This window comes from Caballeronia sp. A2-2 (genome assembly GCF_057612605.2).
In genome coordinates, this window is the sequence record NZ_CM172588.1 from 1,146,922 (window position 1) to 1,171,427 (window position 24,506).

The window sequence follows — 24,506 nt, forward strand, 5'->3', positions numbered from 1 at the left end:
ACCGGCCCATCGCCGATTGATTCGCGCTGCATCGAAACATCCGACGAGTTCTTCCAATTCGCTTGGCCCTCCCGCCGGACGAGTGCATACTGAGATTTCGCGCCGGCACGCAAAATCTGCCGTCCCGCTTGCAACATTGGGACGGCCAGCGTTTCACCTGAACGCTTATCTCAACGCTGCCGCCTTCCAGACCCGACACCCCACCCATGACCGTTCCTGGATGCGGTGCGTTTGTCCGGCGCGCATATGCATTGCTTCCTCGTTGGTTCGCGTCGATTGTCGGCGCGGCTTTGAAATCCGTTCAAGGAGTACGCCATGTCTGGAGCCAACCGCCCATCCGGTCCCGCCACGCGCAAATCGCTCGATCTGGCCGATCAGATCGAACGAGATGAACTGGAGAACAACCTGCCGGATGCGCTCAGTAACGTCGATGACGATGACGATCTCGACGACGATGACTCCGATCGCACCCAGAGCCGTTAATCACGACAATCTGTCCATCTGCGTTTAGGAAACGCGCATGCAGAACGCCGCAATGCCGCACGCCGGGGTTGCGGCGTCGTTGTTTATAGGCTTACTCGATGACTGGGCACAGCGGTTGCTTAGTCCCTGCCTGCGGCACGAGCCGACGCGCGCGGCAAGGACATGAGTCCGCAGGCGAATCAAGTCATCAACCGATCCACGTGGGAGGCGTCATGCTCCGGTACGCAGTCATTTTCTTCATCATCGCGATCATCGCGGCCTTCTTCGGCTTCGGCGGCATCGCGTCCGGGGCGACGGAAATCGCCAAGATCCTGTTCTTCATCTTTATCGTGATCTTTCTCGCGACGTTGCTGCTCGGCGTGTTCAGGCGATGAAGTTCACAAGCTGTTAATAGACGCGCGGGCTTCGAAGCCCGCGCGTTTTTTTGTTTAGATTACCAAGGTATCCGAACTATTCAGGGCGTATCCAGCCGGATCATCTGGCCGTGTTCGAGCACGGTGAAGGCATCTGCCGGAAGGCCAGCCTTGCGCACCGCTTCGGCAAGCAGACGCGGCGGTTCGTCGAGCGGATCATCCGCAAGTTCGAACGTGCCCCAGTGAATGCCGATGGCTTTCTTCGCATGCACGTCCTCGAAGATACGCACGGCTTCTTCCGGATTCACATGCTGCGCGTGCATGAACCAGCGCGGCGCATACGCGCCAATCGGAATCAACGCGAGATCGAAGCCGCCGAATTTCGCGCCGATGTCGCGGAAGTCCGCTGAATAACCCGTGTCGCCCGCAAAATAAAACGAATAAGGATGCGCCGCGTTCGCGGGCGTTTTCACGACCCAACCACCCCACAACGTTTCAGCACGATCGAACGGCGTGCGCGCGGACCAGTGCTGACTCGGCACGAACCAGATATCGAGTCCCGAGGCCTGCGTTTGGTCGCTCCAGTCGAGTTCCTGCACGTTCTGGATGCCTTCATCGTTCATCCATTTCTTCACGCCGAGCGGCACCAGAAAGCGCGGCGGACCGCCTGCCTGACGGTTGAGCGCTTCGATGCTCGGCTTATCCAGATGGTCGTAATGATTGTGCGAGATCAGCACCACGTCGATATGCGGAAGCTGATCGAGCGTGAGTCCGGGCGGCACCTTGCGCTTCGGTCCGACGAACGAGAAAGGCGAAGCGCGCTCGGAGAAAACCGGATCGCACAGAATGTTCACGCCGTCGATCTGCACCAGCGCGCTTGCGTGGCCGATCCACGTCAACGTATCGACGCTGCGATTCGCCTTGAGCCACGCGATATCCGGATGCGCCATCGGAAAGTGATAGCCGTTCGCCGGTGGCTTCGGCAGACCTTGCGTGAACCGTTCCCAGCGCCACTTGAGCAAGGACTCGCGCGGCAGATTGCCGTAGTTGTTCTCGAACTCACCGGATGCCGTGCGCCGTGCGTGATGCAGCGGTTGAGGCGGCCCGGAAGCAGCGGACGCGGCAGGCACTTCGCTCTGCGCGACCGTGCCGTGCGTGCATCCCGAAAGCAAAGCGAGCGTGAACAACGTGGACAAACGACGAAGACGGCGCATGGTTGCGGTTTTTTCGATTCGTCAAGGTAAGCGTCCGATTGTACGGAATGTAGAAACGAACGTCTTTGCGTGTCCTTTCCTACACGTTGCATGGCGTGCGACTCACGCGAAACGCCGCTCGCACCTGATGCAACGAACTCGGCCCGCTTTTTGCATACCAATACCCGATCGCCCTGCCCGGCGACTAAAAAAATTCAAAGGCGGCGGCGCATTCGCAATGTTCCGGGTGTGCTGCACGTCCGAACCACTTACGGGGTTTGTCATGGCCACAAAACAAAGAAGCCACGCTGCACGCGCGTTCAATCCAACACTCAACGCCCTGCATGCGATGCTCGTCTCACGCAGCGCGTCGCACATGGCAAGCGCCCTGAGCCAGCCGGGACGCGACGAAGCGCTGGCCGAAGGCGTCGCGGATTTCATCGCGCATTGCGGGCATCCGGGGCTTGGGCTTTTTCTCGCGGCGATGTGGCATTGGCTCGACGAGCGCGGCCATCACGATGCGGCGGATACCGTGCAACATGCCATCGAGGCGGGCACGGTGCCGCGCGTTGCGCCGACGCCGCGATCAAGCGAACGAGGACGACGCGACGCGCGCGCTGCTACGTAACAGTCGTAGCGCGTTACGTTCCGAACCAGCCCGCATCGACGAAATATTCGCGTGCCGTGCAACGCGCGGCGTCGTCGGATGAAAGGAACAGCACCATGCGCGCGATATGTTCCGGCTCGATACGCTCATGCAAGCACTGCTGCCCGACGAGCAAGGCCTCCGTATCGGGCGATTGCCACATCTTCATCTGACGCGGCGTGCGCACGGCACCGGGAATGACGGTATTCACGCGTATGCCGTGCTCGCCGAGTTCACGCGCAAGACCATGCGTGAGCCCTTCGATGCCCGCCTTCGCCGTCATGTAGATCGTGAGGTCCGCAATGGCGAGATGCCACGAGATCGAACCCATGTTGACGATCGAGCCTTTGCGCTGCGTGCGCATGCGTTTGGCCGCAGCCTGCGCGCAGAAGAACTGATGCCGCAGATTCACGGACATGCGCTCGTCCCAATACGCCGGGCTCACCGTGTCCCAATGATGACGATCATCATTAGCCGCGTTGTTCACCAGCACGTCGATGCCACCGGCCGTATCGGCGATTTCATCGAAGGTCGTTTCGATGGCGGCGACATCGCGCAGATCGCAGCGGTAGAACTTGGGCGCGTGCTTTTCGTTCGCGAGCGTCTGTTCCAGTTGGCGCGAGTCGCCTTCGTTGACATCGATGAAGGACACGCGCGCGCCCTGCTTCACGAACGCTTCCACGATGGCCGCACCGATTCCGCTGCCGCCGCCCGTCACGATGACGCTTTTATCCGCGAGACTCGGGTAGATCGCATAAGTCATGTTGTCGTTCTCCTGATCAATGCGAGTGACGCGGATTGCCCCGCGTTTCGATTACCTTCAGATACAGCGTCGCGGGTTCGAGACAACCGCCCGTGGACAACTGACCGACCGTTTGCCGATAGAGTTCCTGCCACGGCGTTTGCGCAGCGGGCACGGCGAACGCGGAGGTCGAGCGGCGGCTTTCCATTTCGGCTTCATCGATCAGCACGTTCACCGAACGATTGTTGAGATCGACGCGAATCTTGTCGCCCGTGCGCAGCAGTGACAAACCGCCGCCTACTGCCGCTTCCGGCGACATGTTCAGAATCGACGGACTGGCCGACGTGCCGCTCTGACGACCATCGCCCATGCAAGGCAGCGAATCGATACCTTGCTTGATGAGCGAAGCAGGCGGCCCCATGTTGACGACTTCCGCGCTGCCCGGATAACCCACCGTGCCCGTGCCGCGAATCACGAGGATGCAGCGTTCGTCGATCTCCAATGCAGGATCGTTGATGCGGTCGTGATAGTCCTCGGGTCCATCGAACACGATAGCGCGCGCTTCGAAGGTATTCTCCGCGCCCGGCTCGCTCAAATAGGTTTTGGTGAAGGCTTCGCCGACCACGGACATCTTCATGATCGCGCTGTCGAAGAAGTTTCCCGACAACACCATGAAGCCTGCGCCGTGCTTGAGCGGATCGTTGGCTGTCCGTATGACTTCGCGATCCGCGGGCGGTGCATCGTCGGCGATCTCGCCCGCGGTGCGGCCGGATACCGTGAGACAGTCGCGTCGCAGCAGACTGGCTTCATCGAGCTGACGCATGACTGCGGGCACACCACCCGAACGATGAAAACTCTCACCGAGATACTCGCCCGCCGGCATGCAGTTCACGATAAGCGGAATCTGCTCGCCATAACGCTGCCAGTCTTCCAGACTCAATTCGATGCCCATGTGCCGCGCAATCGCGATCAAATGCGGCGGACAATTCGTCGATGCACCCAACGCCGATGCCACGACGATCGCATTGATGAAGGCCTCGCGCGTCATGATCTTCGACGGCTTCAAATCCTCACGCACCATGTCCACGATGCGCTTGCCCGTGACATAAGCCATCTGCCCGCGCTCGCGATACGCAGCCGGAATGCTGGCGCAGGTCGGCAGCGACATGCCGAGCGCTTCGGCGAGACTGTTCATCGACAAGGCCGTGCCCATCGTGTTGCAATGCCCGATGGACGGCGACGATGCCGTGGTCAGTTCCATGAAGCCTTCGTAATCGATCTCGCCCGCCGCGAGCAGATTGCGCGCGTGCCAGATGACCGTGCCGGAGCCGACGCGTTTGCCGTCGTGCCAGCCGTCGAGCATGGGGCCGCCCGAGAGCACGATGGCGGGCATGTCGACGGTTGCGGCCGCCATCAGGCAAGCGGGCGTGGTCTTGTCGCAGCCGGTCGTGAGGACCACGCCATCGAGCGGAAAACCATGCAGGATTTCGACGAGCCCGAGATACGCGAGATTGCGGTCGAGCGCGGCCGTCGGACGGCGGCTTTGTTCCGCCAGCGGATGCACGGGGAATTCCATCGGGATGCCGCCCGCATCGCGAATGCCGGCCTTGGTGCGCGCAGCAAGCTCGATATGGTGACGATTGCACGGCGCGAGATCGCTGCCCGTCTGCGCAATACCGATGATCGGGCGGCCCGATTGCAGTTCTTCGCGCGTGAGGCCGTAGTTCATGAATCTTTCGACGTATAGCGCCGTCATGTCGGCGTGCGAGGGATCGTCGAACCATTCCTGACTGCGCAGGCGGCGTGGCTTCGGATCGGGCTGAGTCGATTCGCTTGACTGTTGGGACATGGCATCTCTCTCCATGAGGAGCGGTCGTCGGCACATGTACATTTGCCGATGCCACTCTCGTTCGTTGATGACGCGGCTTTAGTTACCGGTAACATCCGCTGCATGGTAGCACGTTCCGCACGCCGATCTTGTCAGGCGCTTTCGCGCGGCACCACGGAATAGCCTACTCGCACGCGCTTGCTCTTTGGTTCTTCAGTACCGCGCTCGCGTGCTTCGAGCGCGGCAAGCAGCGTTTCGCCCGTACCGAGTCCGATGCCGTATGCATCGACGGAAACGGTGGTGATGGTCGGCGCGCAGCACGCGGACACTTCGAAATTGCCGAAGCCCGCAATTGCCATGTCGCCAGGCACCGACAGGCCGCGCCGATGGCATTCCATTATCGCGCCGAACGCGGACATGTCGCTCACGCACATGACGGCCTGCGTGTCGGGCCATTGTTCGAGCAGCGCGCTCATGGCGGGGCCGCCGTGGCTCATCGTGATCGGTGATTCACCCACGCGGATCACGCGCGAATCGTCGAGATTGAGCGCTTTCATCTGCGCGCGAAAGCCTTTGAGACGATCGAGACCGCGCCGGTCCAGTTCGCTTGCGCCACCCAGAAAACCAATGCGGCTATGACCTTTCTCCGCAAGATAACGCACCATCTCGCGCGCGGCATTGCTGTTGGAAAAACCGACGGCCGCATCGATGGGATCGGTCGGCGAATCCCACATCTCCACGACCGGAATGCCCGAGCGGCGCAAGAGCGTGCGCGTGGCATCCGTATGCCGCGAACCCGTCAGCGCGATGCAGCGCGGCTGATGACGCAGCATGGAACGCACGAGCCGCTCCTCGCGATCGAGGTGGTAGTCCGTATCGCCAATCAGCAATTGCAAGCCGTGCGGTTCCAGCGATGCCGATAAACCGCGCACCGTATCCGAAAAATTCGAACTGGCGAGCGATGGCACGAGCACCGCGACGAACTCGGAGCGCCCGGACGACAGCGCGCCGGCCGCGGCATCCGCCACGTAACCCAGTTCTTCGATGGCCTTCTGCACGCGCTCGCGCGTCACCGTGGCCACGCTGTGGCCCGCGAGCACGCGCGAGACGGTCATCTTCGAGACGCCCGCCAGCTTCGCGACATCGGACATGCGCGGCGGCGTGGTCACCGGATCACGGGCGGTCGACGGCATGCGTCAGTCCACCCTCACCCAGCCGTCCGGGCGCTGTTCGAGCGTCATGTGCAATTTGGTATCGCCGGCTTCGCGGTCGGCGGCGGTGACTTCGGGGAAGGCGCGCTTGATCTCGCGGTCATCGACCCATGAAGCCACGTTTTCGAGCTTGTAGGTGTAGGTCACGTCCGAGCGATGCGCGGTGGGATCGGGCTCGGTCCAGCCGACCACTTTGTCGAGCTTGACGTGCGCGTAACACAGCATGGAAACGCGGGCGTCGGCGGTGGCGTTGGGGTCGCCTGCGGGGCGCGCCGTTTCGACCGCGTACTTCTGCCCTTCGCCCGTCAAACCATAAGCGATGCCGTTCTGCCTGGCGTTCGCATTCGCCGATGTCGGCGCCGCGCGGGCAATCAGTCCGGCCTTTTCCAACGCGGCGAGTTGTTCGCGCAGCGCGCCGGCGGAATATTCGTTGAGATCGCGGTCCGTATAGACCGAAGGGAAAGTGTAGACGCCGCGCCCGCTGCGGTTCAGGCATAGCAAGCCGCGACTGGTTTTCATGTCGGCGGAAATGGTATCGCCCAGACTGGACTCGCTCGCGTCGTTCTTCTTGCCGCAGGCCGCGAACAGCATCGACACACTGATGCCGACGGCGGCGATCAACAGGCTCGTTCTCATATGCGCTCCGAATGGTCGGCATGACGGGGACAACCTTTCGCTGCCATTCTACCGACAGAATTGCGGTCTTCGTGATCCTATCGGCATTCGTTGTTTTCGTTCTCCCAAACGCAAAAACCCCACCTTTGTAGGTGGGGTTTTTGATTGCGGCATGAGGAGCCTGACGATTACCTACTTTCACACGGGAGATCCGCACTATCATCGGCGTGGAGTCGTTTCACGGTCCTGTTCGGGATGGGAAGGGGTGGTACCAACTCGCTGTGGTCATCAGGCATGACTTGTTGTTGCGGGCTTTGGGGGGCCAACAACCAATCTGGGAAGAAGTAGAAGTGTTTGGGTAGTGACTGTGGCACAAGGCGTCACTCAACCAGTGGAGCACAAACACACTGGTTATAGGATCAAGCCTTACGGGCAATTAGTATCAGTTAGCTCAATGCATTACTGCACTTACACACCTGACCTATCAACGTCCTGGTCTGGAACGACCCTTCAAGGGGCTCGAAGCCCCGGGGATATCTCATCTTAAGGCGAGTTTCCCGCTTAGATGCTTTCAGCGGTTATCTCTTCCGAACATAGCTACCCGGCGATGCCACTGGCGTGACAACCGGTACACCAGAGGTTCGTCCACTCCGGTCCTCTCGTACTAGGAGCAGCCCCCTTCAAATATCCAACGCCCACGGCAGATAGGGACCAAACTGTCTCACGACGTTTTAAACCCAGCTCACGTACCTCTTTAAATGGCGAACAGCCATACCCTTGGGACCGGCTACAGCCCCAGGATGAGATGAGCCGACATCGAGGTGCCAAACACCGCCGTCGATATGAACTCTTGGGCGGTATCAGCCTGTTATCCCCAGAGTACCTTTTATCCGTTGAGCGATGGCCCTTCCATACAGAACCACCGGATCACTATGACCTGCTTTCGCACCTGCTCGACTTGTCGGTCTCGCAGTTAAGCACGCTTATGCCATTGCACTATCAGCACGATTTCCGACCGTACCTAGCGTACCTTCGTACTCCTCCGTTACACTTTGGGAGGAGACCGCCCCAGTCAAACTGCCTACCATGCACGGTCCCCGATCCGGATCACGGACCAAGGTTAGAACCTCAAACAAACCAGGGTGGTATTTCAAGGACGGCTCCACGCAAACTAGCGTTCACGCTTCATAGCCTCCCACCTATCCTACACAGATCGGTTCAAAGTCCAATGCAAAGCTACAGTAAAGGTTCATGGGGTCTTTCCGTCTAGCCGCGGGGAGATTGCATCATCACAAACACTTCAACTTCGCTGAGTCTCGGGAGGAGACAGTGTGGCCATCGTTACGCCATTCGTGCAGGTCGGAACTTACCCGACAAGGAATTTCGCTACCTTAGGACCGTTATAGTTACGGCCGCCGTTTACCGGGACTTCAATCAAGAGCTTGCACCCCATCATTTAATCTTCCGGCACCGGGCAGGCGTCACACCCTATACGTCCACTTTCGTGTTTGCAGAGTGCTGTGTTTTTATTAAACAGTCGCAGCCACCAGTTTATTGCAACCTCTTCACCCTCCTGGCGCAGGCCAGTCAAGCTACAGAGGCGTACCTTATCCCGAAGTTACGGTACCAATTTGCCGAGTTCCTTCTCCCGAGTTCTCTCAAGCGCCTTAGAATACTCATCTCGCCCACCTGTGTCGGTTTGCGGTACGGTCATCGTTAGACTGAAGCTTAGAGGCTTTTCTTGGAACCACTTCCAATTGCTTCGCTTCCGAAGAAGCTCGCGCCACGCCCTTGAATTACGCACCCGGATTTGCCTGAGTGCCTTCTCCAACGCAGCGACCGGGACGTCCAACACCCGGACAACCTTCCGCGATCCGTCCCCCCATCGCATCTAACAATGGTGCAGGAATATTGACCTGCTTCCCATCAGCTACGCATTTCTGCCTCGCCTTAGGGGCCGACTCACCCTACGCCGATGAACGTTGCGTAGGAAACCTTGGGCTTACGGCGAGGGGGCTTTTCACCCCCTTTATCGCTACTCATGTCAGCATTCGCACTTCCGATACCTCCAGCACGCTTTTCAACGCACCTTCGCAGGCTTACGGAACGCTCTCCTACCACACACGTGTCTTTCAACGTGTATCCGCAGCTTCGGTGACTGGCTTGAGCCCCGTTACATCTTCCGCGCAGGACGACTCGATCAGTGAGCTATTACGCTTTCTTTAAAGGGTGGCTGCTTCTAAGCCAACCTCCTGACTGTTTTAGCCTTCCCACTTCGTTTCCCACTTAGCCAATCTTGGGGACCTTAGCTGGCGGTCTGGGTTGTTTCCCTCTTGACACCGGACGTTAGCACCCGATGTCTGTCTCCCGTGATTGCACTCTTCGGTATTCGGAGTTTGCTATGGCGTAGTAATCCGCAATGGACCCCACAACCATGACAGTGCTCTACCCCCGAAGGTGATACACGAGGCACTACCTAAATAGTTTTCGGAGAGAACCAGCTATTTCCAAGTTTGTTTAGCCTTTCACCCCTATCCACAGCTCATCCCCTAACTTTTCAACGTTAGTGGGTTCGGTCCTCCAGTACGTGTTACCGCACCTTCAACCTGGCCATGGATAGATCACTTGGTTTCGGGTCTACGCCCAGCAACTGATCGCCCTGTTCGGACTCGCTTTCGCTACGCCTGCCTTAATCAGTTAAGCTCGCTACTGAACGTAAGTCGCTGACCCATTATACAAAAGGTACGCCGTCACCCGTTTCCAGGCTCCGACTGTTTGTATGCATGCGGTTTCAGGATCTATTTCACTCCCCTCCCGGGGTTCTTTTCGCCTTTCCCTCACGGTACTGGTTCACTATCGGTCGATCACGAGTATTTAGCCTTGGAGGATGGTCCCCCCATCTTCAGACAGGATTTCACGTGTCCCGCCCTACTTGTCGTACCCCTAGTTCTTCCATACTGTTTTCGTCTACAGGGCTATCACCTGCTATGGCCGCGCTTTCCAGCGCCTTCGACTAACAATACAGATAAAAGGTACAGGCTGATCCCATTTCGCTCGCCACTACTCTGGGAATCTCGGTTGATTTCTTTTCCTGCGGTTACTTAGATGTTTCAGTTCACCGCGTTCGCTTCGCTAAGCCTATGTATTCAGCTTAGGATGACCCATACGGGCCGGGTTTCCCCATTCGGATATCGGAGGATCAAAGCTCGTTTGCCAGCTCCCCTCCGCTTTTCGCAGGCTACCGCGTCCTTCATCGCCTGTGATCGCCAAGGCATCCACCACATGCACTTGTTCGCTTGACCCTATAACGAGTGTGTCTGCTTGCGCTTGTCACGTCCCGCTATAGGCTGAGTATTCGCGTTGTGCCGTATTCCAAGTCATCATTTAAGATCACTTTTCATACTCGATACAATCACTACCCTGATGCCCCTACTCACACCCATCTCTAAGTGCTTTCAGTGCATCTCTCTACTACTTCTTCCAGATTGTTAAAGAACGTTTAGCCGACAAGCTACTTCACTGCCCGCGACATCAACTGGCTACAGTCGCCAATGCACAGCGCTCGGGGTCGAACGCTGTGCATTGAAGACTCAAAGGTCATGCGTGGTGGAGGATGACGGGATCGAACCGACGACCCCCTGCTTGCAAAGCAGGTGCTCTCCCAGCTGAGCTAATCCCCCCTGTCATACATCCCGACTCGTGGTGGGTCTGGTTGGATTCGAACCAACGACCCCCGCCTTATCAAGACGGTGCTCTAACCGACTGAGCTACAGACCCTTAGCCTGTCTTCTACAACAGCCGATAAGCGTGAGCGCTTGAATGCACGGTACTGTGTGCGAACACCCAGTACCTTCGTGCGAAGCTCGAGAAAGGAGGTGATCCAGCCGCACCTTCCGATACGGCTACCTTGTTACGACTTCACCCCAGTCATGAATCCTACCGTGGTGACCGTCCTCCTTGCGGTTAGACTAGCCACTTCTGGTAAAACCCACTCCCATGGTGTGACGGGCGGTGTGTACAAGACCCGGGAACGTATTCACCGCGGCATGCTGATCCGCGATTACTAGCGATTCCAGCTTCACGCAGTCGAGTTGCAGACTGCGATCCGGACTACGATCGGTTTTCTGGGATTGGCTCCGCCTCGCGGCTTGGCAACCCTCTGTTCCGACCATTGTATGACGTGTGAAGCCCTACCCATAAGGGCCATGAGGACTTGACGTCATCCCCACCTTCCTCCGGTTTGTCACCGGCAGTCTCCCTAGAGTGCTCTTGCGTAGCAACTAAGGACAAGGGTTGCGCTCGTTGCGGGACTTAACCCAACATCTCACGACACGAGCTGACGACAGCCATGCAGCACCTGTGCGCCGGTTCTCTTTCGAGCACATCCACCTCTCAGCGGACTTCCGACCATGTCAAGGGTAGGTAAGGTTTTTCGCGTTGCATCGAATTAATCCACATCATCCACCGCTTGTGCGGGTCCCCGTCAATTCCTTTGAGTTTTAATCTTGCGACCGTACTCCCCAGGCGGTCAACTTCACGCGTTAGCTACGTTACTAAGGAAATGAATCCCCAACAACTAGTTGACATCGTTTAGGGCGTGGACTACCAGGGTATCTAATCCTGTTTGCTCCCCACGCTTTCGTGCATGAGCGTCAGTGTTGGCCCAGGGGGCTGCCTTCGCCATCGGTATTCCTCCACATCTCTACGCATTTCACTGCTACACGTGGAATTCTACCCCCCTCTGCCACACTCAAAGCCTGCCAGTCACCAATGCAGTTCCCAGGTTAAGCCCGGGGATTTCACATCGGTCTTAACAGACCGCCTGCGCACGCTTTACGCCCAGTAATTCCGATTAACGCTCGCACCCTACGTATTACCGCGGCTGCTGGCACGTAGTTAGCCGGTGCTTATTCTTCCGGTACCGTCATCCCCACCCGGTATTAACAGGTAGGTTTTCTTTCCGGACAAAAGTGCTTTACAACCCGAAGGCCTTCTTCACACACGCGGCATTGCTGGATCAGGGTTGCCCCCATTGTCCAAAATTCCCCACTGCTGCCTCCCGTAGGAGTCTGGGCCGTGTCTCAGTCCCAGTGTGGCTGGTCGTCCTCTCAGACCAGCTACAGATCGTCGCCTTGGTAGGCCTTTACCCCACCAACTAGCTAATCTGCCATCGGCCGCCCCTCTAGCGCGAGGTCTTGCGATCCCCCGCTTTCTTCCGTAGATCGTATGCGGTATTAATCCGGCTTTCGCCGGGCTATCCCCCACTACAGGACACGTTCCGATGTATTACTCACCCGTTCGCCACTCGCCACCAGGGTTGCCCCCGTGCTGCCGTTCGACTTGCATGTGTAAGGCATGCCGCCAGCGTTCAATCTGAGCCAGGATCAAACTCTTCAGTTCAAACCCTGTTACTGTTTTTCGGTTCCGTTAAGAACCGGTCGCTCACTCAACGTACTGACGATGATTGACTCCATCCGAAGATGAAATAACCTTCCTCTATACTTCGTGTGAGACTCTTGATACTTTCGCTTTTGCTCCAGCCTCGAAAGACTGAAACCGCACTCGCATCAAGCGCCCACACTTATCGGCTGTTAGTTTTTAAAGAGCATTGCGCTAAAAATTTGCTTTGCGTGCCGCTTGTTTCGCTTGGCTTTCTTGCGCACCGTCATTCAACGGGAGGCGAATTATGACTGGCCGATGAACCACCGGTCAACCCCCTTTCGCAAATTATTTTTAAGCCCGTCTTTTGAATTTAACTGCGCTTAGCCAAGCCGCTTTGTCAACTCCCAAAGAACGGTGTGCAAAAGCCCGCAGGTCCCACGCAGTCATTCGACGAACCCGACCACGAGTCTTTAGGCGCCGCATGCTGCATGACACCCGAAGCCGACTTGCCCGCGTGCGTGCCGCCATAAGCTTCGTTCGTTTCATTGGTGCTGGCTTGCGCGGCGACCTTCGCTTCCGCTGCCTGAATGTCGTCGGGATAGTGAGCGTTGTCTCCCGCTGCCGCCGAATAACCCGCTTGTTCGAGTTGCGAGAGTTCTGCCTTGACCTGAGCACGCGTCAAAGGCGCGCTTTGAGCTTGAGCGAATGCAAAGGCCGGCGCACTAACCACGACAAGCGAAACAAGAACCTTGGCGATGATCTTCATGATGATGACACTCCGAGAAAGATGACTGGTTGACCTGGATCACAAGCGATCCACGAACCTCATCGAACACGGGGCGCGCTCCCTGTTTCGTTCGATCGACCCGCCCGATGTACACGAGAACCCGGCAGATGCCGAAGCATCCGCTCAAGTCCTCAACCGGCTTTCGAGCGTTGAGGCTACGAGTGGTTAACCACGCCGCCTCTCGATCTATTCCCGCTTGCGCTCATCTTGGCGCGGGCACCAGACGTACGCGCTTCTCGGTGGCATCCTCAACCGCCGCACGCGTATAGAGCAACGGAAAGTAACGACCGTTCAGCCACATTTGTGTCAGGTCGCGGTAATGCGGACTGTCAGGGTCGCCTGACTCGCCGGGCAGATTCACCGCGCGCGAATCGTCCCAGTTACCGACATCGACGATCACGCGAAACGACGGTCCGTTGGTCTCGCGAAAATCACTGGCACGATAGGTCGATTGATTCGGCGTATAGGCACTGCCGCCCTTTCCGATCGGACCGACATTGAGTTTCGCGCGCATGTCCGCATCGACGACATCGGCTAAAGGATGGGCATTGAGATTGGTTTGCAGATTGCCCCATTTCCATTGCGCGGGATCATCGCCTTGAAGGCGCACCATCTCCTCGTAAGCGTCATGCAGGCTCGACAGCAGCACGGCATCGCGCTTATCTGAAGCATCGGCGCCAAAGCGCGTTTCGGGATGTTCGAGCGAATCGAGCATCACCGCTGTATCCGGCGCGCCGAACGCAGCAGCCGCGTCCTTGGACAACACCGCGCTCTTGAAAGTCTTCCCGAGATGACGCGACAGCCATACTTCCTCCAAAGCGGCTTGCGACGAATCCGCGCCCGTGTGCGCGTCCCATCCCTTGAGTAACGCAAGCGCCGCGCGTGTGTCGGCATCGTCGCTGGATAGAGGCGCGAGCAATGCAACGAGCCTGCGCGCAGGAATAGAAACATCGTCGTTTTGCAAACGCTCTGAATCTTCGATCGATACCTTGGGCAGCGACTTCAACACTTCATCGATACGTTGATGCCGCGAGCCATTGGTCCATTCGAAACCAATCTTGCGCGCGCGATAAGGATAGTCCGCAGGCAGGTTCATCTCATTGGATGTCGTGATATAGCCCTGCGCCGGATCATGAATGGAAGGCAATGCATCGCGCGGCCAGAAACCGGCCCATTCATAACGACCATCGCCCGGCACCGGCATGAGGCCATCCCAGTTGGGACGAATGGGAGTGAGCCCGGCAGGAACCCAACCGATATTTCCTTCGGTATCCGCATAGACTTGATTGACGGTCGGCGCGCCCCACGTCGCCAATGCCGCCTTGAATTGCGAATAGCTTTTCGCGTGCATGTAACGCATGGAATCGAAGTAAGGCGACATACCGGGCGCGAGCCACGCCGAGCGCACTGCAAACGCGCGATGCTTGCCTTCTTCGCTATAGATCACCGGCCCATGCCGCGTAAAAAGCAGGTCGGCCGTAACCGGTTGCGCATTGCGAACATTAATGGTTTCGCGCACGACGCGCATGGGTTCCCACTTGCCCTTATAGCGATATTCCCGCGCATTCTTCGGATTCAATTCATAAACATAAAGATCTTCCTGATCGATGTTAAAGATCGTGAGTCCATAAGCGATCGATCCGTTATGCCCGATGGAAATGCCCGGCGCGGAAGGCTCACCGCCACCGATGATATCGAGCGTCGGCGTACTGATCTGCTGAATGTATCGAAGGCTCGGCGCTGCATACGCGCGATGCGGATCGTTCGCCATGATCGCGCGCCCCGTCGCCGATTTCGACGGCGCGATGACCCAGTTGTTGCTGCCTTCGGTGACTTCTTCTGGATTGTCCGCAGCCGCGATCAACGTAGTCGATGCATCCGCGCTCTCGAGCGAATCCTTGGTCACGTGCACCGATTGCGTGGCGAGCGTGAAGACCTTGAGCACGTCATCGGGCAGGCAAGGATCGAGGCCCGCGGGCATGGCCGGTTTCCAGGGCGGCTGAAGACCGAAGCGCACTGAATCCGCATCGAGCGTGCTCTTGCAGGCCACGCGTGCGCGCGCCACCTCGCTCGTGAGATTGCGCGTGAGCCCATGACTGCGAATGCGCACGACATCGTCCGCATTCCATTTCGCGGGCCAGTAACCGATCTTTCTAAATTCGTAAGGCATCCTCTCCGGATGCGCCGCAAGCCAATCGATATAAGCATTCACGCCTTGCGCAAAACGCGTGGCCGCCGGCTTCGCATCGGGTCCGTAGCGCTTCCATTCGCTGGTCATGTCGCCGCGATAAAGAAAGAGACGCGTGGCCTTGTCCTGTTCGATATAAGCAGGCCCGAACGCTTCGGCAAGTTGCCCCAGTCCGCGACGCCGCCACAAATCGATCTGGAACAAGCGGTCGCGCGCTGCATTGAAGCCTTGCACGAAGAAGCCATCGCTTTCGTTCGCTGCGAAGATATGCGGCACGCCCCAGCGGTCGATCAGGATATCGGAAGGTTGCGACAGCCCGGCGACGGCGATGGTCTCGTCGGGTGCGCGTTCGGCACAAGCGACATTGGCAATGACCGAAGCCCCGATAAAGCAACCGATGATGTAAAGCCCTTTCATGCAAGCGTCTCCTTTTATTATTGAATCGCACGCATTGAAGCGCGCCGCTCAAACGCAGGGCTTACATTCTGAAACAAAACACGATAGTTCGCTTGGCGTTCACGATGTCGATTGACGCGTGCATCGAACGTCGTCAATGAAAGGACTAGAGACAGGGAGAAATGAAATGACCGACCCACGATCAATTGCGAAGCAGGTCTATGAAGCCTACGTACGCAAAGACCGCCCGGCGATAGAAGCGCTGATCGCCGACGATTTTCGCTTCACGAGCCCACGCGACAACGCGCTCGACCGCGCCACTTATTTCTCACGCTGCTGGCCCGGATCGCAGGAAATGCAAAGCGTTGCGTTCGTCGCGATGATGGCGGAAGGCGAGCGCGTGTTCGTGACCTATGACCTGCGCATGAACGACGGCCGTTCGTTCCGCAATACCGAACTCCTTAGCATTCGCGACGGAAAGCTAAAGGAAGCGCAAGTATTTTTCGGCTGGACGATTCCGCACGAAGCGCCCGAAGGCGGCTTCTTATGACCGACGCATCGCAAGGATCGCTGCCGCAATCTGCCGGCTCATTTGCGCCAGCGCGCGGCTATGCGCGGCGGCAATCTCCTTGAAGCCATCGCCTTGCGTGCTTTCATGGGCGATCGTGTGACCATCGAAACGCGATGCATCGTCCGGCGCACGCACGGTCCATTGCGCATCGAGCGTGACCGAATCGCCAAGCGTCGAATCGAAACGCATCACGTCGATGCGAACCTGATACGCCTTCGCATCCGCGCCTTGCGGAAACACGGACACGCTATCCGCGCCCAGCACGCGTGAAAGATCCGCCGCCAGCGTGCGCGCGATATTCTCCTTGAGCGGCTCGCCCCAGCGCGCCGCTTCGTTCACCGTGACTTCATTCACGGAGCGACGTGTGACGATCTGGGGCTTGTCGACGAGTTCGGGCACGGTTACGGGTCCGACCGTAACGCGCAATGGCACTGTATTCGCTGCACGTTCAAGCGACACATCTTCGCTCAACGTATAAAACGAAGGCCGGGGAGAACCGCCGCACGCAGCGAGCGTGAATAAGATTACGGCCATCATCAATAAACGGATACACGTCACGGCTTATCCTCCGGCTTGCCACGCAGGATCGCTTCCGGATGCTGCTCCAGATAGTCCGCGAGATTGCGGAACGCCGCGGCCGTGCGCGCCAGTTCTTTCAGTGTTTCATTCGCGTTGGCCTGCAAGGGCGAGCCGTCCTGCATCATCTTGTTAGCGGCGTTAAGGGCATCGCGTGCGGCAGCGAGCGTCTGTCCGGCCTGCGGCGCGATGGTCTTATCGAGCGTCGTGACCAACGCGTTCGCTTGCCTCAGCGTCTCCTGCAGATTCTTGCCGATACCCTCTATCGGTATCTTGTTCAACTTAGCGATCAAGGACTGAATCGAGTCCTGCAACGATTGCAGCCCGCCGGGCGCGGTGGGAATCTCCGGTATTTCGGCATCCCAATCAACGGTGGCCTTCGGCGTATCCTTGAAGAAATCCACGGCGAGATAACGCTGCCCGGTGAGCACGCTACCGGTGCGCAATTGACCACGGAACCCATGCGCCACCATCCAGTCGAGCAGCTTGCGGCGGTCCGTCACCAGCGGACCACGTTGGTCGTTGCTTTGCGCACGCATGGTAAATCGTTCGGGATAGAGATTCACGCGCACGGGAATGCTGAACTCACGCGTGGCCGGATCGTAGCGTGTATAGATTGCAGTGACTTCGCCCAACACGATGCCGCGAAAATCGACTTCCGCGCCGACCGACAGACCGCGCACCGACTCCTTGAAATTAAATACATAAGAATCGACGATACGGTCATGCCGTTTCATCGCATCGGTACGGGTCTGGAAAAGCTGGAAGGTCTCGCGCGCAGGCGCTTCCGCGTTATCGTCTGCGGTCGATGCATTACGCACACTCGAATCCGGCGGTGGTGTCTCGAACGCAAGTCCACCGACCATGATCGCCACGAGCGATTCGGTATCCATGGTAACGCCCGTCGAATCGAGCTTCACGTTCACGCCGCTGGCCTGCCAGAAACGTGTGTCTTTCTGCACGTACTTATCGTAAGGCGCATTGACGAAGATATGCATCGTCACGCCCATGCCATCGCTATCGAGTTCGTATGACGTGATCTGCCCCACCTGCAAACGGCGAAAGTAAATTGGCGTGCCGACATCGAGCGAACCCATGGTCTCGCTCTTGAGCACGAATTCGCGCCCCGGCACATCGGCCGTGATGACGGGCGGCGACTCAAGCCCGACGAAGTCATGCCGCTTTTCCTTCTTCACGCCCACGTCCATGCCGATATAAGAGCCCGCGATCAGCGTGCCGAGTCCCGACACCGTGCCGCCTGAAATACGCGGCCGCACGACCCAGAAACGCGTGTCGTCCTCCAGCATGTCCTTCGCATCCTTCGATAACTCCGCCGAGGCAATCACGCGTTTGTGATCCGGCGACAACACCACGCGCTTGACCGTGCCGATCTCCACATCCTTGTACTTGATCTTCGTTTTACCGGCTTCGAGTCCTTCGCCTGTCTTGAAACTGATGGTGATTTGCGGACCCTTATCGAGAATCGCCTTCACCGCGAGCCATCCACCGATCAGCACCGCAATGAGCGGAACGAGCCAGATCAGCGAGAGTCCTCCACGCGAACGACGCGCAGGCAACGCTTCGGGAAACTCGCGCTCGGGCGGAGGCAGATCAGCCATGATCGTTCTCGGTGGCGTCCCAGATCAGACGCGGATCGAATGCCATGGCCGCGAGCATCGTCAACACCACGACCGCGCCGAATGCGATGGACGCCGCGCCTGCGCGAATGGTGGCGAGCGCGTTGAACTGCACGAGCGCGACGAGCACGGTGATGACATAGATATCGAGCATCGACCAGCGTCCCACGAATTCGACGATGCGATAGATGCGCGCACGCCGCGCCTGCATCCAGCGCGAACGTCGCTGCGTGGTCGTCACGAGCAACACGAGCGCGATGATCTTGAGCATCGGCACCGCAATGCTGGCAATAAACACAAGCACCGCGAGCGGCCACGAACCAGACGTCCACAGATAAGCGACGCCGCTCATGATCGTGTCCTTCTCGGCTCCGAACAGGGAACTGGTGTTCATCACCGGCAATACGTTCGCGGGGATATAAAGGACCATCGCCGATATCAATAGCGCCCATGTCCGCGCGATGGAATCGGGCTTGCGAAAATGCAGAATCGCGCCGCAACGCGGGCATCTTCCTTCATGCGCATGCAAGGCCGCGCGGGACACGAGCGCGCAATCGTGACACACGAAAAGCCCTGCATTTGCAGCGGTTTTCGCGTTCGGCGAAACATCGATGCCGATGGCGTCCGCACGCATGCCCATGCGCGCCCAGACATCGCGCGGATCGAACGATGCCGACGCGCCCGAGATCAACAGCATCACCGCGCCGAACGCAAACAACGATAAACCGGGCACCACGCTTGCAATGGCCGCGAGCTTTACCAAGGCCACGAGAAAGCCGAGTATCAGCACTTCCGTCATGCCCCAGGGCCGCACTGCATGCAGCGCGCGAAACGCGGCGGTTCCCGCGCGCGGCGTGCGGCGCAGCGACAAAGGAAGCAGCAGATACGCCATCGCGCACATCTCGGCGAGCGGCATGAGGAACGATGTCGCGAACACCAAACCTGCAAGCGGCCACATGCCATCGACATAGAGCACGCGCACCGCACCGAGCAAGGTCGTCTCGACGAGCGTGCCCTGCACATCCAGTCCCACGATGGGAAACGCATTCGCAACGCCAAACATCATCAATGCGCTCAAGGTGCAGGCCAACGCGCGTTGCAGGCCATCGGGACGGTCGCGATAGAGCAACGCGCCACAGCGAGCGCAACGTGCCGTGCCGCCGCGTCGCAACACGGTTTCGCGCTGAAGCAGATCACATTCATGGCACGCGATCAACCGCATGCCCGGTTGTGCGTTCATGGTGAAGCGGCCTTCGCGGGTTCGTCGTGACCGGCAGCGAGCGGTGCGCCGTTGTCGCCATAGGTAACCGCCGTGCGATGCTCCGCCTCGTTGACCCAGCCGCCGCCCATCGCTTTGTATAGCGAAATGATCGAGGTGAGCGCGGCGGCTTGCGTCTGCGTGTAGCTCAATTGCGATTGAAAGAGACTGCGCTCTGCATCGAGCACTTCGAGATAGCTGGAATAACCGCCTTCGTAGCGCAAGCGTGCGAGGTGAGCATAGGTGGCGAGTGCATCGACCTGACGGCCTTGCACGTCGCGTGCTTCGCGGGTCTTTTGCAGCGTGATGAGCGCATCGTCCACGTCCTGGAATGCGGACTGAATCGCCTTCTCGTAGGTAAAGAGCGCTTGCTGTTGCCCCGCTTCCGCCGCCTTCACCTGTCCGCTGATGCCGCCCGCCGTGAAGATGGGTTGCGTCAAGGCACCTGCGAACGACCACGCACGCGACGGTCCCTTGAATAGTTGGGAGAACTGCGAGCTTTCCGTGCCCAGCAAACCCGTGAGCGAGATCGACGGAAAATATAACGCGCGCGCCGCGCCAATCTGCGCATTCGCCGCGATCAAATCCTGTTCCGCCTGACGCACATCGGGCCTTCGCGCAAGCAGTTCCGATGGCAAGCCCGCCGGTATCGGCGGCGTCGCGAGATCGTCGAGTTCGCGGTCGCGTGTGACCGCTTCGGGGTTATGTCCCAGCAACACGGAAAGCGCGTTTTCCTGCGTCGCAATCTGTTGTTCGAGTTGCGGCACAGTGGCGAGCGCGGCTTCGTATTCGGACTGCGCCTGCGCAAGTTCCATCTGCGAAACTTCGCCATACGTGAAGCGCAGTTTGAAGACCTTCACCGATTCATCGCGGCTTCTCACGGTTTGTCGCGCAATCGCCATCTGCCTGTCGAGCGAGACAAGACTCACATATGTCGATGCCACCGACGACACCAGCGCCAATATCGTCGCGCGACGTCCTTCTTCGCTTGCAAGCAGGTTCGCGCGCGCGCTTTCCGTCTCGCGCCGCAAGCGTCCGAACACATCGATCTCCCACGATGCATTCAGCGCGAGCTGATACTGATCGAAGACGGGCCCGACACCCGGCGGCAAGGTGAGCGAGCCTGTCGGCACGCGCTGACGCGTGACATTCGCGCCCGCGCCGATTTGCGGAAACAACTGCGAGCGCGTGGTTTGAAATTGCCCGAGGAATTGATCGACGCGCGCCGCCGCCACTTTCACGTCCTTGTTCTCGCTCAACGCCGTATCAATCAATGTGTTGAGCGCGGGGTCGTTGAATTGCTCCCACCATGCCGTATCGGCAATGTCTTTCGCTTCCTGCGGCTGAGTAAAGCGAAAGTCCGTGGGAATGTCTACTTTGGGCCGTTCGTAGTTCGGCCCCAGCAAACAGCCGCTCAAAGCAAGAAGCGACACAAGGCATAAAGGAAAAGGAGCGCGCATATCAATGCTCCCCCTGTTGCACAGGCGTGGCCGCCTTCTCTTTCTTCTCCGAACCAAAGCGTTCGCTGAACGATTCGATCACATAGAAGAACATCGGAATAAAGAACACGGCGATGAGCGTCGCCGCAAGCATCCCGCCGATCACACCAGTGCCGATCGAATGCCGGCTGTTTGCCGATGCGCCCGTCGCGATGGCGAGCGGCACGCAGCCCAGAATGAACGCAAGCGAGGTCATCACGATAGGACGCAGACGTTCCTTGGCAGCGGTCATCGCGGAGTCGTACACGCTCTCGCCGGATTGACGATTAAGCACGGCGAACTCGAAGATGAGAATGGCGTTCTTTGCCGCGAGCGCGACGAGCATCGTCAAGCCGATCTGAAAGTAGATGTTGTTGTCAAGTCCACGCAACCAGATGGCGACGAGCGCGCCGAACAACGCGAACGGCACCGCGAGCAACACGCCGATAGGCAGCGACCACTTCTCGTACTGCGCCGCGAGAATGAGGAACACCATGACGATGCCGAACGCGAACACCATCGCGGAAGAACTGCCGGAACTCTGCGCTTCGAATGCTTCACCGCTCCATGCAATGCCGTAACTGGTCGGCAACACGCTTGCGCCGACTTCTTTTAGCGTGTCCATCGCCTGGCCCGTGCTGTACCCGGGCGCGGCGTTCGCGGTGATCTTGACCGCAGGAAAGTTGTTGAAGCGCGTGATGAGATCGGGGCCAGTCACGTACTTGTACGTCACCACGGAATTGAGCGGCATCATCTCCCCGGAGCCGCCGCGCACGAAGATGCGGTTCAGATCGTCGGGCCGTCTTCGTTCAGTCGATTCCGCTTGCAAAATGACTTGCCACAGGCGGCTGTCTTTATTGAATTGCGATACATAGAGCGAGCCGAACATGGTCTGCATCGCGCTATAAACGTCCTGCACGGGCACGCCGAGTGTTTCCGCTTTCGTGCGATCCACGTCGACCTGAAGCTGCTGTGAAGCTGCGTTAAACGTTGACGTCACGTTCGACAGCTCGGGCCGCGCCTTCGCCTTCTTCATGAAGTCCTGCACGATAGCCGCAAGCTGCTGGCTCGTGCCATCGCCCTTGTTTTGAATCCACATTTCCAGACCGCCGGTGGTGCCGAGGCCCGGTATCGATGGCGGATTCACGGGCAGCACGATGCCCTCCTGAATCGTCGATAGATTTTTATACGCGCCGAGCAGCACCGCGCGCGCATTCTGCGTGCGAATATTCGCGGACGTATAGCGCTCGTCGAAACTCTTGAAGCCCACGAAGAACGTACCCGCGTTGTTCTTCGTCTGACTGTCGAGCAGGCTGAAGCCATCGACCGTGGTGATGCTATCCACCGCAGGCTGCTTCATGAAGTATTCGGTCACGCGGTCCGACACCTGACCCGTGCGGTCGAGGCTCGCCGCATCCGGCATGATGACCGCGCCCAGCAAATAGCCCTGATCTTCCGGTGGAAGAAAGCTCGTCGGAATGGATTTGACCATCCACGCCGACACCGCGATCATGCCGACGAACAACAGCGCCGCGATCAGCGATCGCTTGATGACGACCTGCACCGCGCGCGTGTACCCGTCTGTCATCTGCGCGAATTTTCGGTCGAACCACGCGAAGAAGCGCGGCTTCTTTTTGTCGTGCTCATCCTTGAGCAATAGCGCGGCGAGCGCAGGCGATAGCGTCAGCGCGACGATGCCCGAGAACACCACGGATATCGCAATCGTGATGGCAAACTGCTTGTACAACTCGCCCGTGATGCCCGACAGAAACGCCACCGGCACGAACACCGCGCACAACACCAGCACGATAGCCACGACCGGCCCCGACACTTCATCCATCGCGCGCTTGGCGGCCTCTTTCGGCGGCAGCTTGAATTCGCTCATATTGCGCTCGACGTTCTCGATCACGACAATCGCATCGTCCACCACGATACCGATCGCGAGCACCATGCCGAACAACGTCAGCATGTTGATCGAGAAGCCGAGCAACTGCATGCCGATGAACGTGCCGATGATCGACACCGGCACCGCGAGCACCGGAATCAACGTCGCGCGCAGGCTTTGCAGGAACAGATACACCACGATCACCACCAGCACGAGTGCTTCGAAGAACGTATGAATCACATCGGCGATGGAGGCGCGTGTGAACTCCGTCGTATCCATCGAAATACGATAGTCGATACCTTCGGGAAACGTCTTCTTCATTTCTTCGAGCGTCGCGCGCACTTGCTTCGACACGTCGAGCGCATTCGCGCCCGGCTGCTGATAAACCGCGAGCACGGTTGCAGGCTTGCCCTGAAAGCGGCTGCGGATCGAATAATCCTTCTGCCCGAGTTCCACACGCGCGACATCCTTGAGGCGCACGGTAGCCGCCGCGCCGCTTTGCGCACGAATGATGATGTTCTCGAATTCCGCAGGCGTCGCAAGCCGTCCTGTAGTCGTGACAGCAAACGACTGCTGCACAGGCGACCCCGTAGGCGATGTGCCGATACTCCCCACCGCGAACTGCTGATTCTGATTGGCAACGGCACTCTGCACGTCAGTAGCCGTCACGCCGAGTTGCGCCATGCGCTCAGGCTTGAGCCAGATACGCATGGCGTAATCGGGAAAGCCGAAGATGCTCGCCTGATTCGCACCGGGAATGCGCTTCAATGCATCGAGCACATAGACGTTGGCGTAGTTGGCGATATAGGTCGGATCGTAGCGATTGGTCGGCGAATAGATCGCAATGACCATCATGAACGACGACGATTTCTTCTGCACCTGCACGCCTTGCGCCTGCACCGATTGCGGCAACTGCGGCAGCGCGAGATTCACGCGGTTCTGCACATCCACCTGAGCCAGCGCCGGATTGGTGCCGATATTGAAGTACACATTGAGCGTCATCTGCCCGGTGGATGAACTCGACGAGTTCATGTAGATCATGTTGTCCGAACCGTTGACCTGCTGCTCGATCGGCGCGGACACATTGTTGGCGACCACGTCCGCACTTGCGCCCGGATAGCTCGCGCTCACCGTGATCTGCGGCGGCGTGATATCCGGATACTGCGCGATGGGCAACGCGAGCATCGCCAGCGACCCGGCCAGCGTGATGACGATGGACACCACCATCGCGAAGATCGGCCGGTCGATGAAGAAGTGCGAGAATTTCATGTTCGCTG

General features: G+C 58.6%; 16 protein-coding genes, 2 tRNA genes and 3 rRNA genes. 4 read left to right on the forward strand and 17 right to left on the reverse strand.

Annotated elements, in window-relative coordinates; genetic code table 11:
• Positions 1–315 precede the first annotated feature (315 nt).
• Together ACZCWR_RS21615 and ACZCWR_RS21620 are read left to right on the forward strand one after the other, a co-directional pair.
• Positions 316–483 (forward strand): hypothetical protein, encoded by a 168-nt coding sequence (locus tag ACZCWR_RS21615; protein ID WP_487303669.1) that lies wholly within the window; start codon positions 316–318, stop codon positions 481–483.
• Positions 484–695: 212 nt separating this feature from the next.
• On the forward strand, positions 696–857 hold the full coding sequence (locus tag ACZCWR_RS21620; RefSeq protein ID WP_031363615.1) for a DUF1328 family protein: 162 nt from the start codon (positions 696–698) through the stop codon (positions 855–857).
• An 80-nt stretch (positions 858–937) separates the two neighbouring features.
• Here ACZCWR_RS21620 and ACZCWR_RS21625 read toward each other — a convergent pair whose 3' ends face one another.
• Positions 938–2,050 carry an MBL fold metallo-hydrolase gene (locus tag ACZCWR_RS21625; RefSeq protein WP_487303670.1) on the reverse strand — a complete coding sequence of 371 codons (1,113 nt, stop codon included), beginning with the start codon at positions 2,048–2,050 and terminating at the stop codon, positions 938–940.
• Between the two features lie 262 nt (positions 2,051–2,312).
• On the opposite strand from ACZCWR_RS21625, the gene ACZCWR_RS21630 reads away from it, so the two are divergent.
• Positions 2,313–2,657 (forward strand): hypothetical protein, encoded by a 345-nt coding sequence (locus ACZCWR_RS21630; RefSeq protein ID WP_487303671.1) that lies wholly within the window; start codon positions 2,313–2,315, stop codon positions 2,655–2,657.
• 13 nt (positions 2,658–2,670) lie between these two features.
• On the opposite strand, the gene xylB is transcribed toward ACZCWR_RS21630, so the two are convergent.
• The 11 genes from xylB to ACZCWR_RS21685 form a co-directional block, all read right to left on the reverse strand.
• Positions 2,671–3,438, reverse strand: coding sequence for a D-xylose 1-dehydrogenase (gene xylB, locus ACZCWR_RS21635; RefSeq protein ID WP_487303672.1), 768 nt, complete (start codon positions 3,436–3,438; stop codon positions 2,671–2,673).
• A 16-nt stretch (positions 3,439–3,454) separates the two neighbouring features.
• Positions 3,455–5,266: an IlvD/Edd family dehydratase gene (locus tag ACZCWR_RS21640; RefSeq protein ID WP_487303673.1), complete on the reverse strand. Its 1,812-nt coding sequence runs from the start codon at positions 5,264–5,266 to the stop codon at positions 3,455–3,457.
• Between the two features lie 131 nt (positions 5,267–5,397).
• Positions 5,398–6,438, reverse strand: a complete 1,041-nt coding sequence (locus ACZCWR_RS21645) for a LacI family DNA-binding transcriptional regulator (protein ID WP_487303674.1) — start codon at positions 6,436–6,438, stop codon at positions 5,398–5,400.
• 3 nt (positions 6,439–6,441) lie between these two features.
• Positions 6,442–7,092, reverse strand: a complete 651-nt coding sequence (locus ACZCWR_RS21650; RefSeq protein ID WP_487303675.1) for a hypothetical protein — start codon at positions 7,090–7,092, stop codon at positions 6,442–6,444.
• Positions 7,093–7,250: 158 nt separating this feature from the next.
• Positions 7,251–7,364, reverse strand: a 5S ribosomal RNA gene (rrf, locus tag ACZCWR_RS21655).
• 122 nt (positions 7,365–7,486) lie between these two features.
• Positions 7,487–10,373, reverse strand: a 23S ribosomal RNA gene (locus ACZCWR_RS21660).
• 302 nt (positions 10,374–10,675) lie between these two features.
• Positions 10,676–10,751 (reverse strand) — tRNA-Ala (locus ACZCWR_RS21665).
• Between the two features lie 20 nt (positions 10,752–10,771).
• Positions 10,772–10,848, reverse strand: a tRNA-Ile gene (locus ACZCWR_RS21670).
• A 91-nt stretch (positions 10,849–10,939) separates the two neighbouring features.
• Positions 10,940–12,471, reverse strand: a 16S ribosomal RNA gene (locus ACZCWR_RS21675).
• The 16S, 23S and 5S rRNA genes sit together here with 2 tRNA genes alongside, the layout of an rRNA operon.
• Before the next feature lie 379 nt (positions 12,472–12,850).
• On the reverse strand, positions 12,851–13,219 hold the full coding sequence (locus ACZCWR_RS21680) for a DUF4148 domain-containing protein (protein WP_487303676.1): 369 nt from the start codon (positions 13,217–13,219) through the stop codon (positions 12,851–12,853).
• A gap of 223 nt (positions 13,220–13,442) precedes the next feature.
• Entirely contained in the window at positions 13,443–15,845 is a 2,403-nt protein-coding gene (locus ACZCWR_RS21685) for a penicillin acylase family protein (protein WP_487303677.1), read from the reverse strand.
• A 166-nt stretch (positions 15,846–16,011) separates the two neighbouring features.
• Between ACZCWR_RS21685 and ACZCWR_RS21690 the strand changes: the two genes are divergently transcribed.
• A complete protein-coding gene (locus tag ACZCWR_RS21690) occupies positions 16,012–16,374 on the forward strand; it encodes a nuclear transport factor 2 family protein (protein ID WP_487303678.1) in 363 nt (120 codons plus the stop codon).
• On the opposite strand, the gene ACZCWR_RS21695 is transcribed toward ACZCWR_RS21690, so the two are convergent.
• Genes ACZCWR_RS21695 through ACZCWR_RS21715 form a run of 5 tightly spaced genes read right to left on the reverse strand, consistent with a single transcriptional unit; the run spans position 16,369 to position 24,498 of the window.
• Positions 16,369–16,932 (reverse strand): PqiC family protein, encoded by a 564-nt coding sequence (locus ACZCWR_RS21695; RefSeq protein WP_487303679.1) that lies wholly within the window; start codon positions 16,930–16,932, stop codon positions 16,369–16,371. The genes ACZCWR_RS21690 and ACZCWR_RS21695 overlap by 6 nt on opposite strands.
• A 17-nt stretch (positions 16,933–16,949) precedes the next feature.
• On the reverse strand, positions 16,950–18,590 hold the full coding sequence (locus tag ACZCWR_RS21700; protein ID WP_487303680.1) for a PqiB family protein: 1,641 nt from the start codon (positions 18,588–18,590) through the stop codon (positions 16,950–16,952).
• Positions 18,583–19,848: a paraquat-inducible protein A gene (locus ACZCWR_RS21705; RefSeq protein WP_487303681.1), complete on the reverse strand. Its 1,266-nt coding sequence runs from the start codon at positions 19,846–19,848 to the stop codon at positions 18,583–18,585. The genes ACZCWR_RS21700 and ACZCWR_RS21705 overlap by 8 nt, the downstream gene beginning before the upstream one ends.
• Positions 19,845–21,326 (reverse strand): efflux transporter outer membrane subunit, encoded by a 1,482-nt coding sequence (locus ACZCWR_RS21710; RefSeq protein WP_487303682.1) that lies wholly within the window; start codon positions 21,324–21,326, stop codon positions 19,845–19,847. The genes ACZCWR_RS21705 and ACZCWR_RS21710 overlap by 4 nt, the downstream gene beginning before the upstream one ends.
• A 1-nt stretch (position 21,327) precedes the next feature.
• Positions 21,328–24,498 carry an efflux RND transporter permease subunit gene (locus ACZCWR_RS21715; protein ID WP_487303683.1) on the reverse strand — a complete coding sequence of 1,057 codons (3,171 nt, stop codon included), beginning with the start codon at positions 24,496–24,498 and terminating at the stop codon, positions 21,328–21,330.
• Between the last annotated feature and the right edge of the window lie 8 nt (positions 24,499–24,506).

Excerpts from the sequence above, each read along its gene's own strand:
- ACZCWR_RS21615 (WP_487303669.1), top strand. The coding sequence starts at position 316 with ATGTCTGGAGCCAACCGCCCATCCGGTCCCGCCACGCGCAAATCGCTC.
- ACZCWR_RS21620 (WP_031363615.1), top strand. The coding sequence starts at position 696 with ATGCTCCGGTACGCAGTCATTTTCTTCATCATCGCGATCATCGCGGCC.
- ACZCWR_RS21625 (WP_487303670.1), bottom strand. The coding sequence starts at position 2,050 with ATGCGCCGTCTTCGTCGTTTGTCCACGTTGTTCACGCTCGCTTTGCTT.
- ACZCWR_RS21630 (WP_487303671.1), top strand. The coding sequence starts at position 2,313 with ATGGCCACAAAACAAAGAAGCCACGCTGCACGCGCGTTCAATCCAACA.
- xylB (WP_487303672.1), bottom strand. The coding sequence starts at position 3,438 with ATGACTTATGCGATCTACCCGAGTCTCGCGGATAAAAGCGTCATCGTG.
- ACZCWR_RS21640 (WP_487303673.1), bottom strand. The coding sequence starts at position 5,266 with ATGTCCCAACAGTCAAGCGAATCGACTCAGCCCGATCCGAAGCCACGC.
- ACZCWR_RS21645 (WP_487303674.1), bottom strand. The coding sequence starts at position 6,438 with ATGCCGTCGACCGCCCGTGATCCGGTGACCACGCCGCCGCGCATGTCC.
- ACZCWR_RS21650 (WP_487303675.1), bottom strand. The coding sequence starts at position 7,092 with ATGAGAACGAGCCTGTTGATCGCCGCCGTCGGCATCAGTGTGTCGATG.
- ACZCWR_RS21680 (WP_487303676.1), bottom strand. The coding sequence starts at position 13,219 with ATGAAGATCATCGCCAAGGTTCTTGTTTCGCTTGTCGTGGTTAGTGCG.
- ACZCWR_RS21685 (WP_487303677.1), bottom strand. The coding sequence starts at position 15,845 with ATGAAAGGGCTTTACATCATCGGTTGCTTTATCGGGGCTTCGGTCATT.
- ACZCWR_RS21690 (WP_487303678.1), top strand. The coding sequence starts at position 16,012 with ATGACCGACCCACGATCAATTGCGAAGCAGGTCTATGAAGCCTACGTA.
- ACZCWR_RS21695 (WP_487303679.1), bottom strand. The coding sequence starts at position 16,932 with ATGATGGCCGTAATCTTATTCACGCTCGCTGCGTGCGGCGGTTCTCCC.
- ACZCWR_RS21700 (WP_487303680.1), bottom strand. The coding sequence starts at position 18,590 with ATGGCTGATCTGCCTCCGCCCGAGCGCGAGTTTCCCGAAGCGTTGCCT.
- ACZCWR_RS21705 (WP_487303681.1), bottom strand. The coding sequence starts at position 19,848 with ATGAACGCACAACCGGGCATGCGGTTGATCGCGTGCCATGAATGTGAT.
- ACZCWR_RS21710 (WP_487303682.1), bottom strand. The coding sequence starts at position 21,326 with ATGCGCGCTCCTTTTCCTTTATGCCTTGTGTCGCTTCTTGCTTTGAGC.
- ACZCWR_RS21715 (WP_487303683.1), bottom strand. The coding sequence starts at position 24,498 with ATGAAATTCTCGCACTTCTTCATCGACCGGCCGATCTTCGCGATGGTG.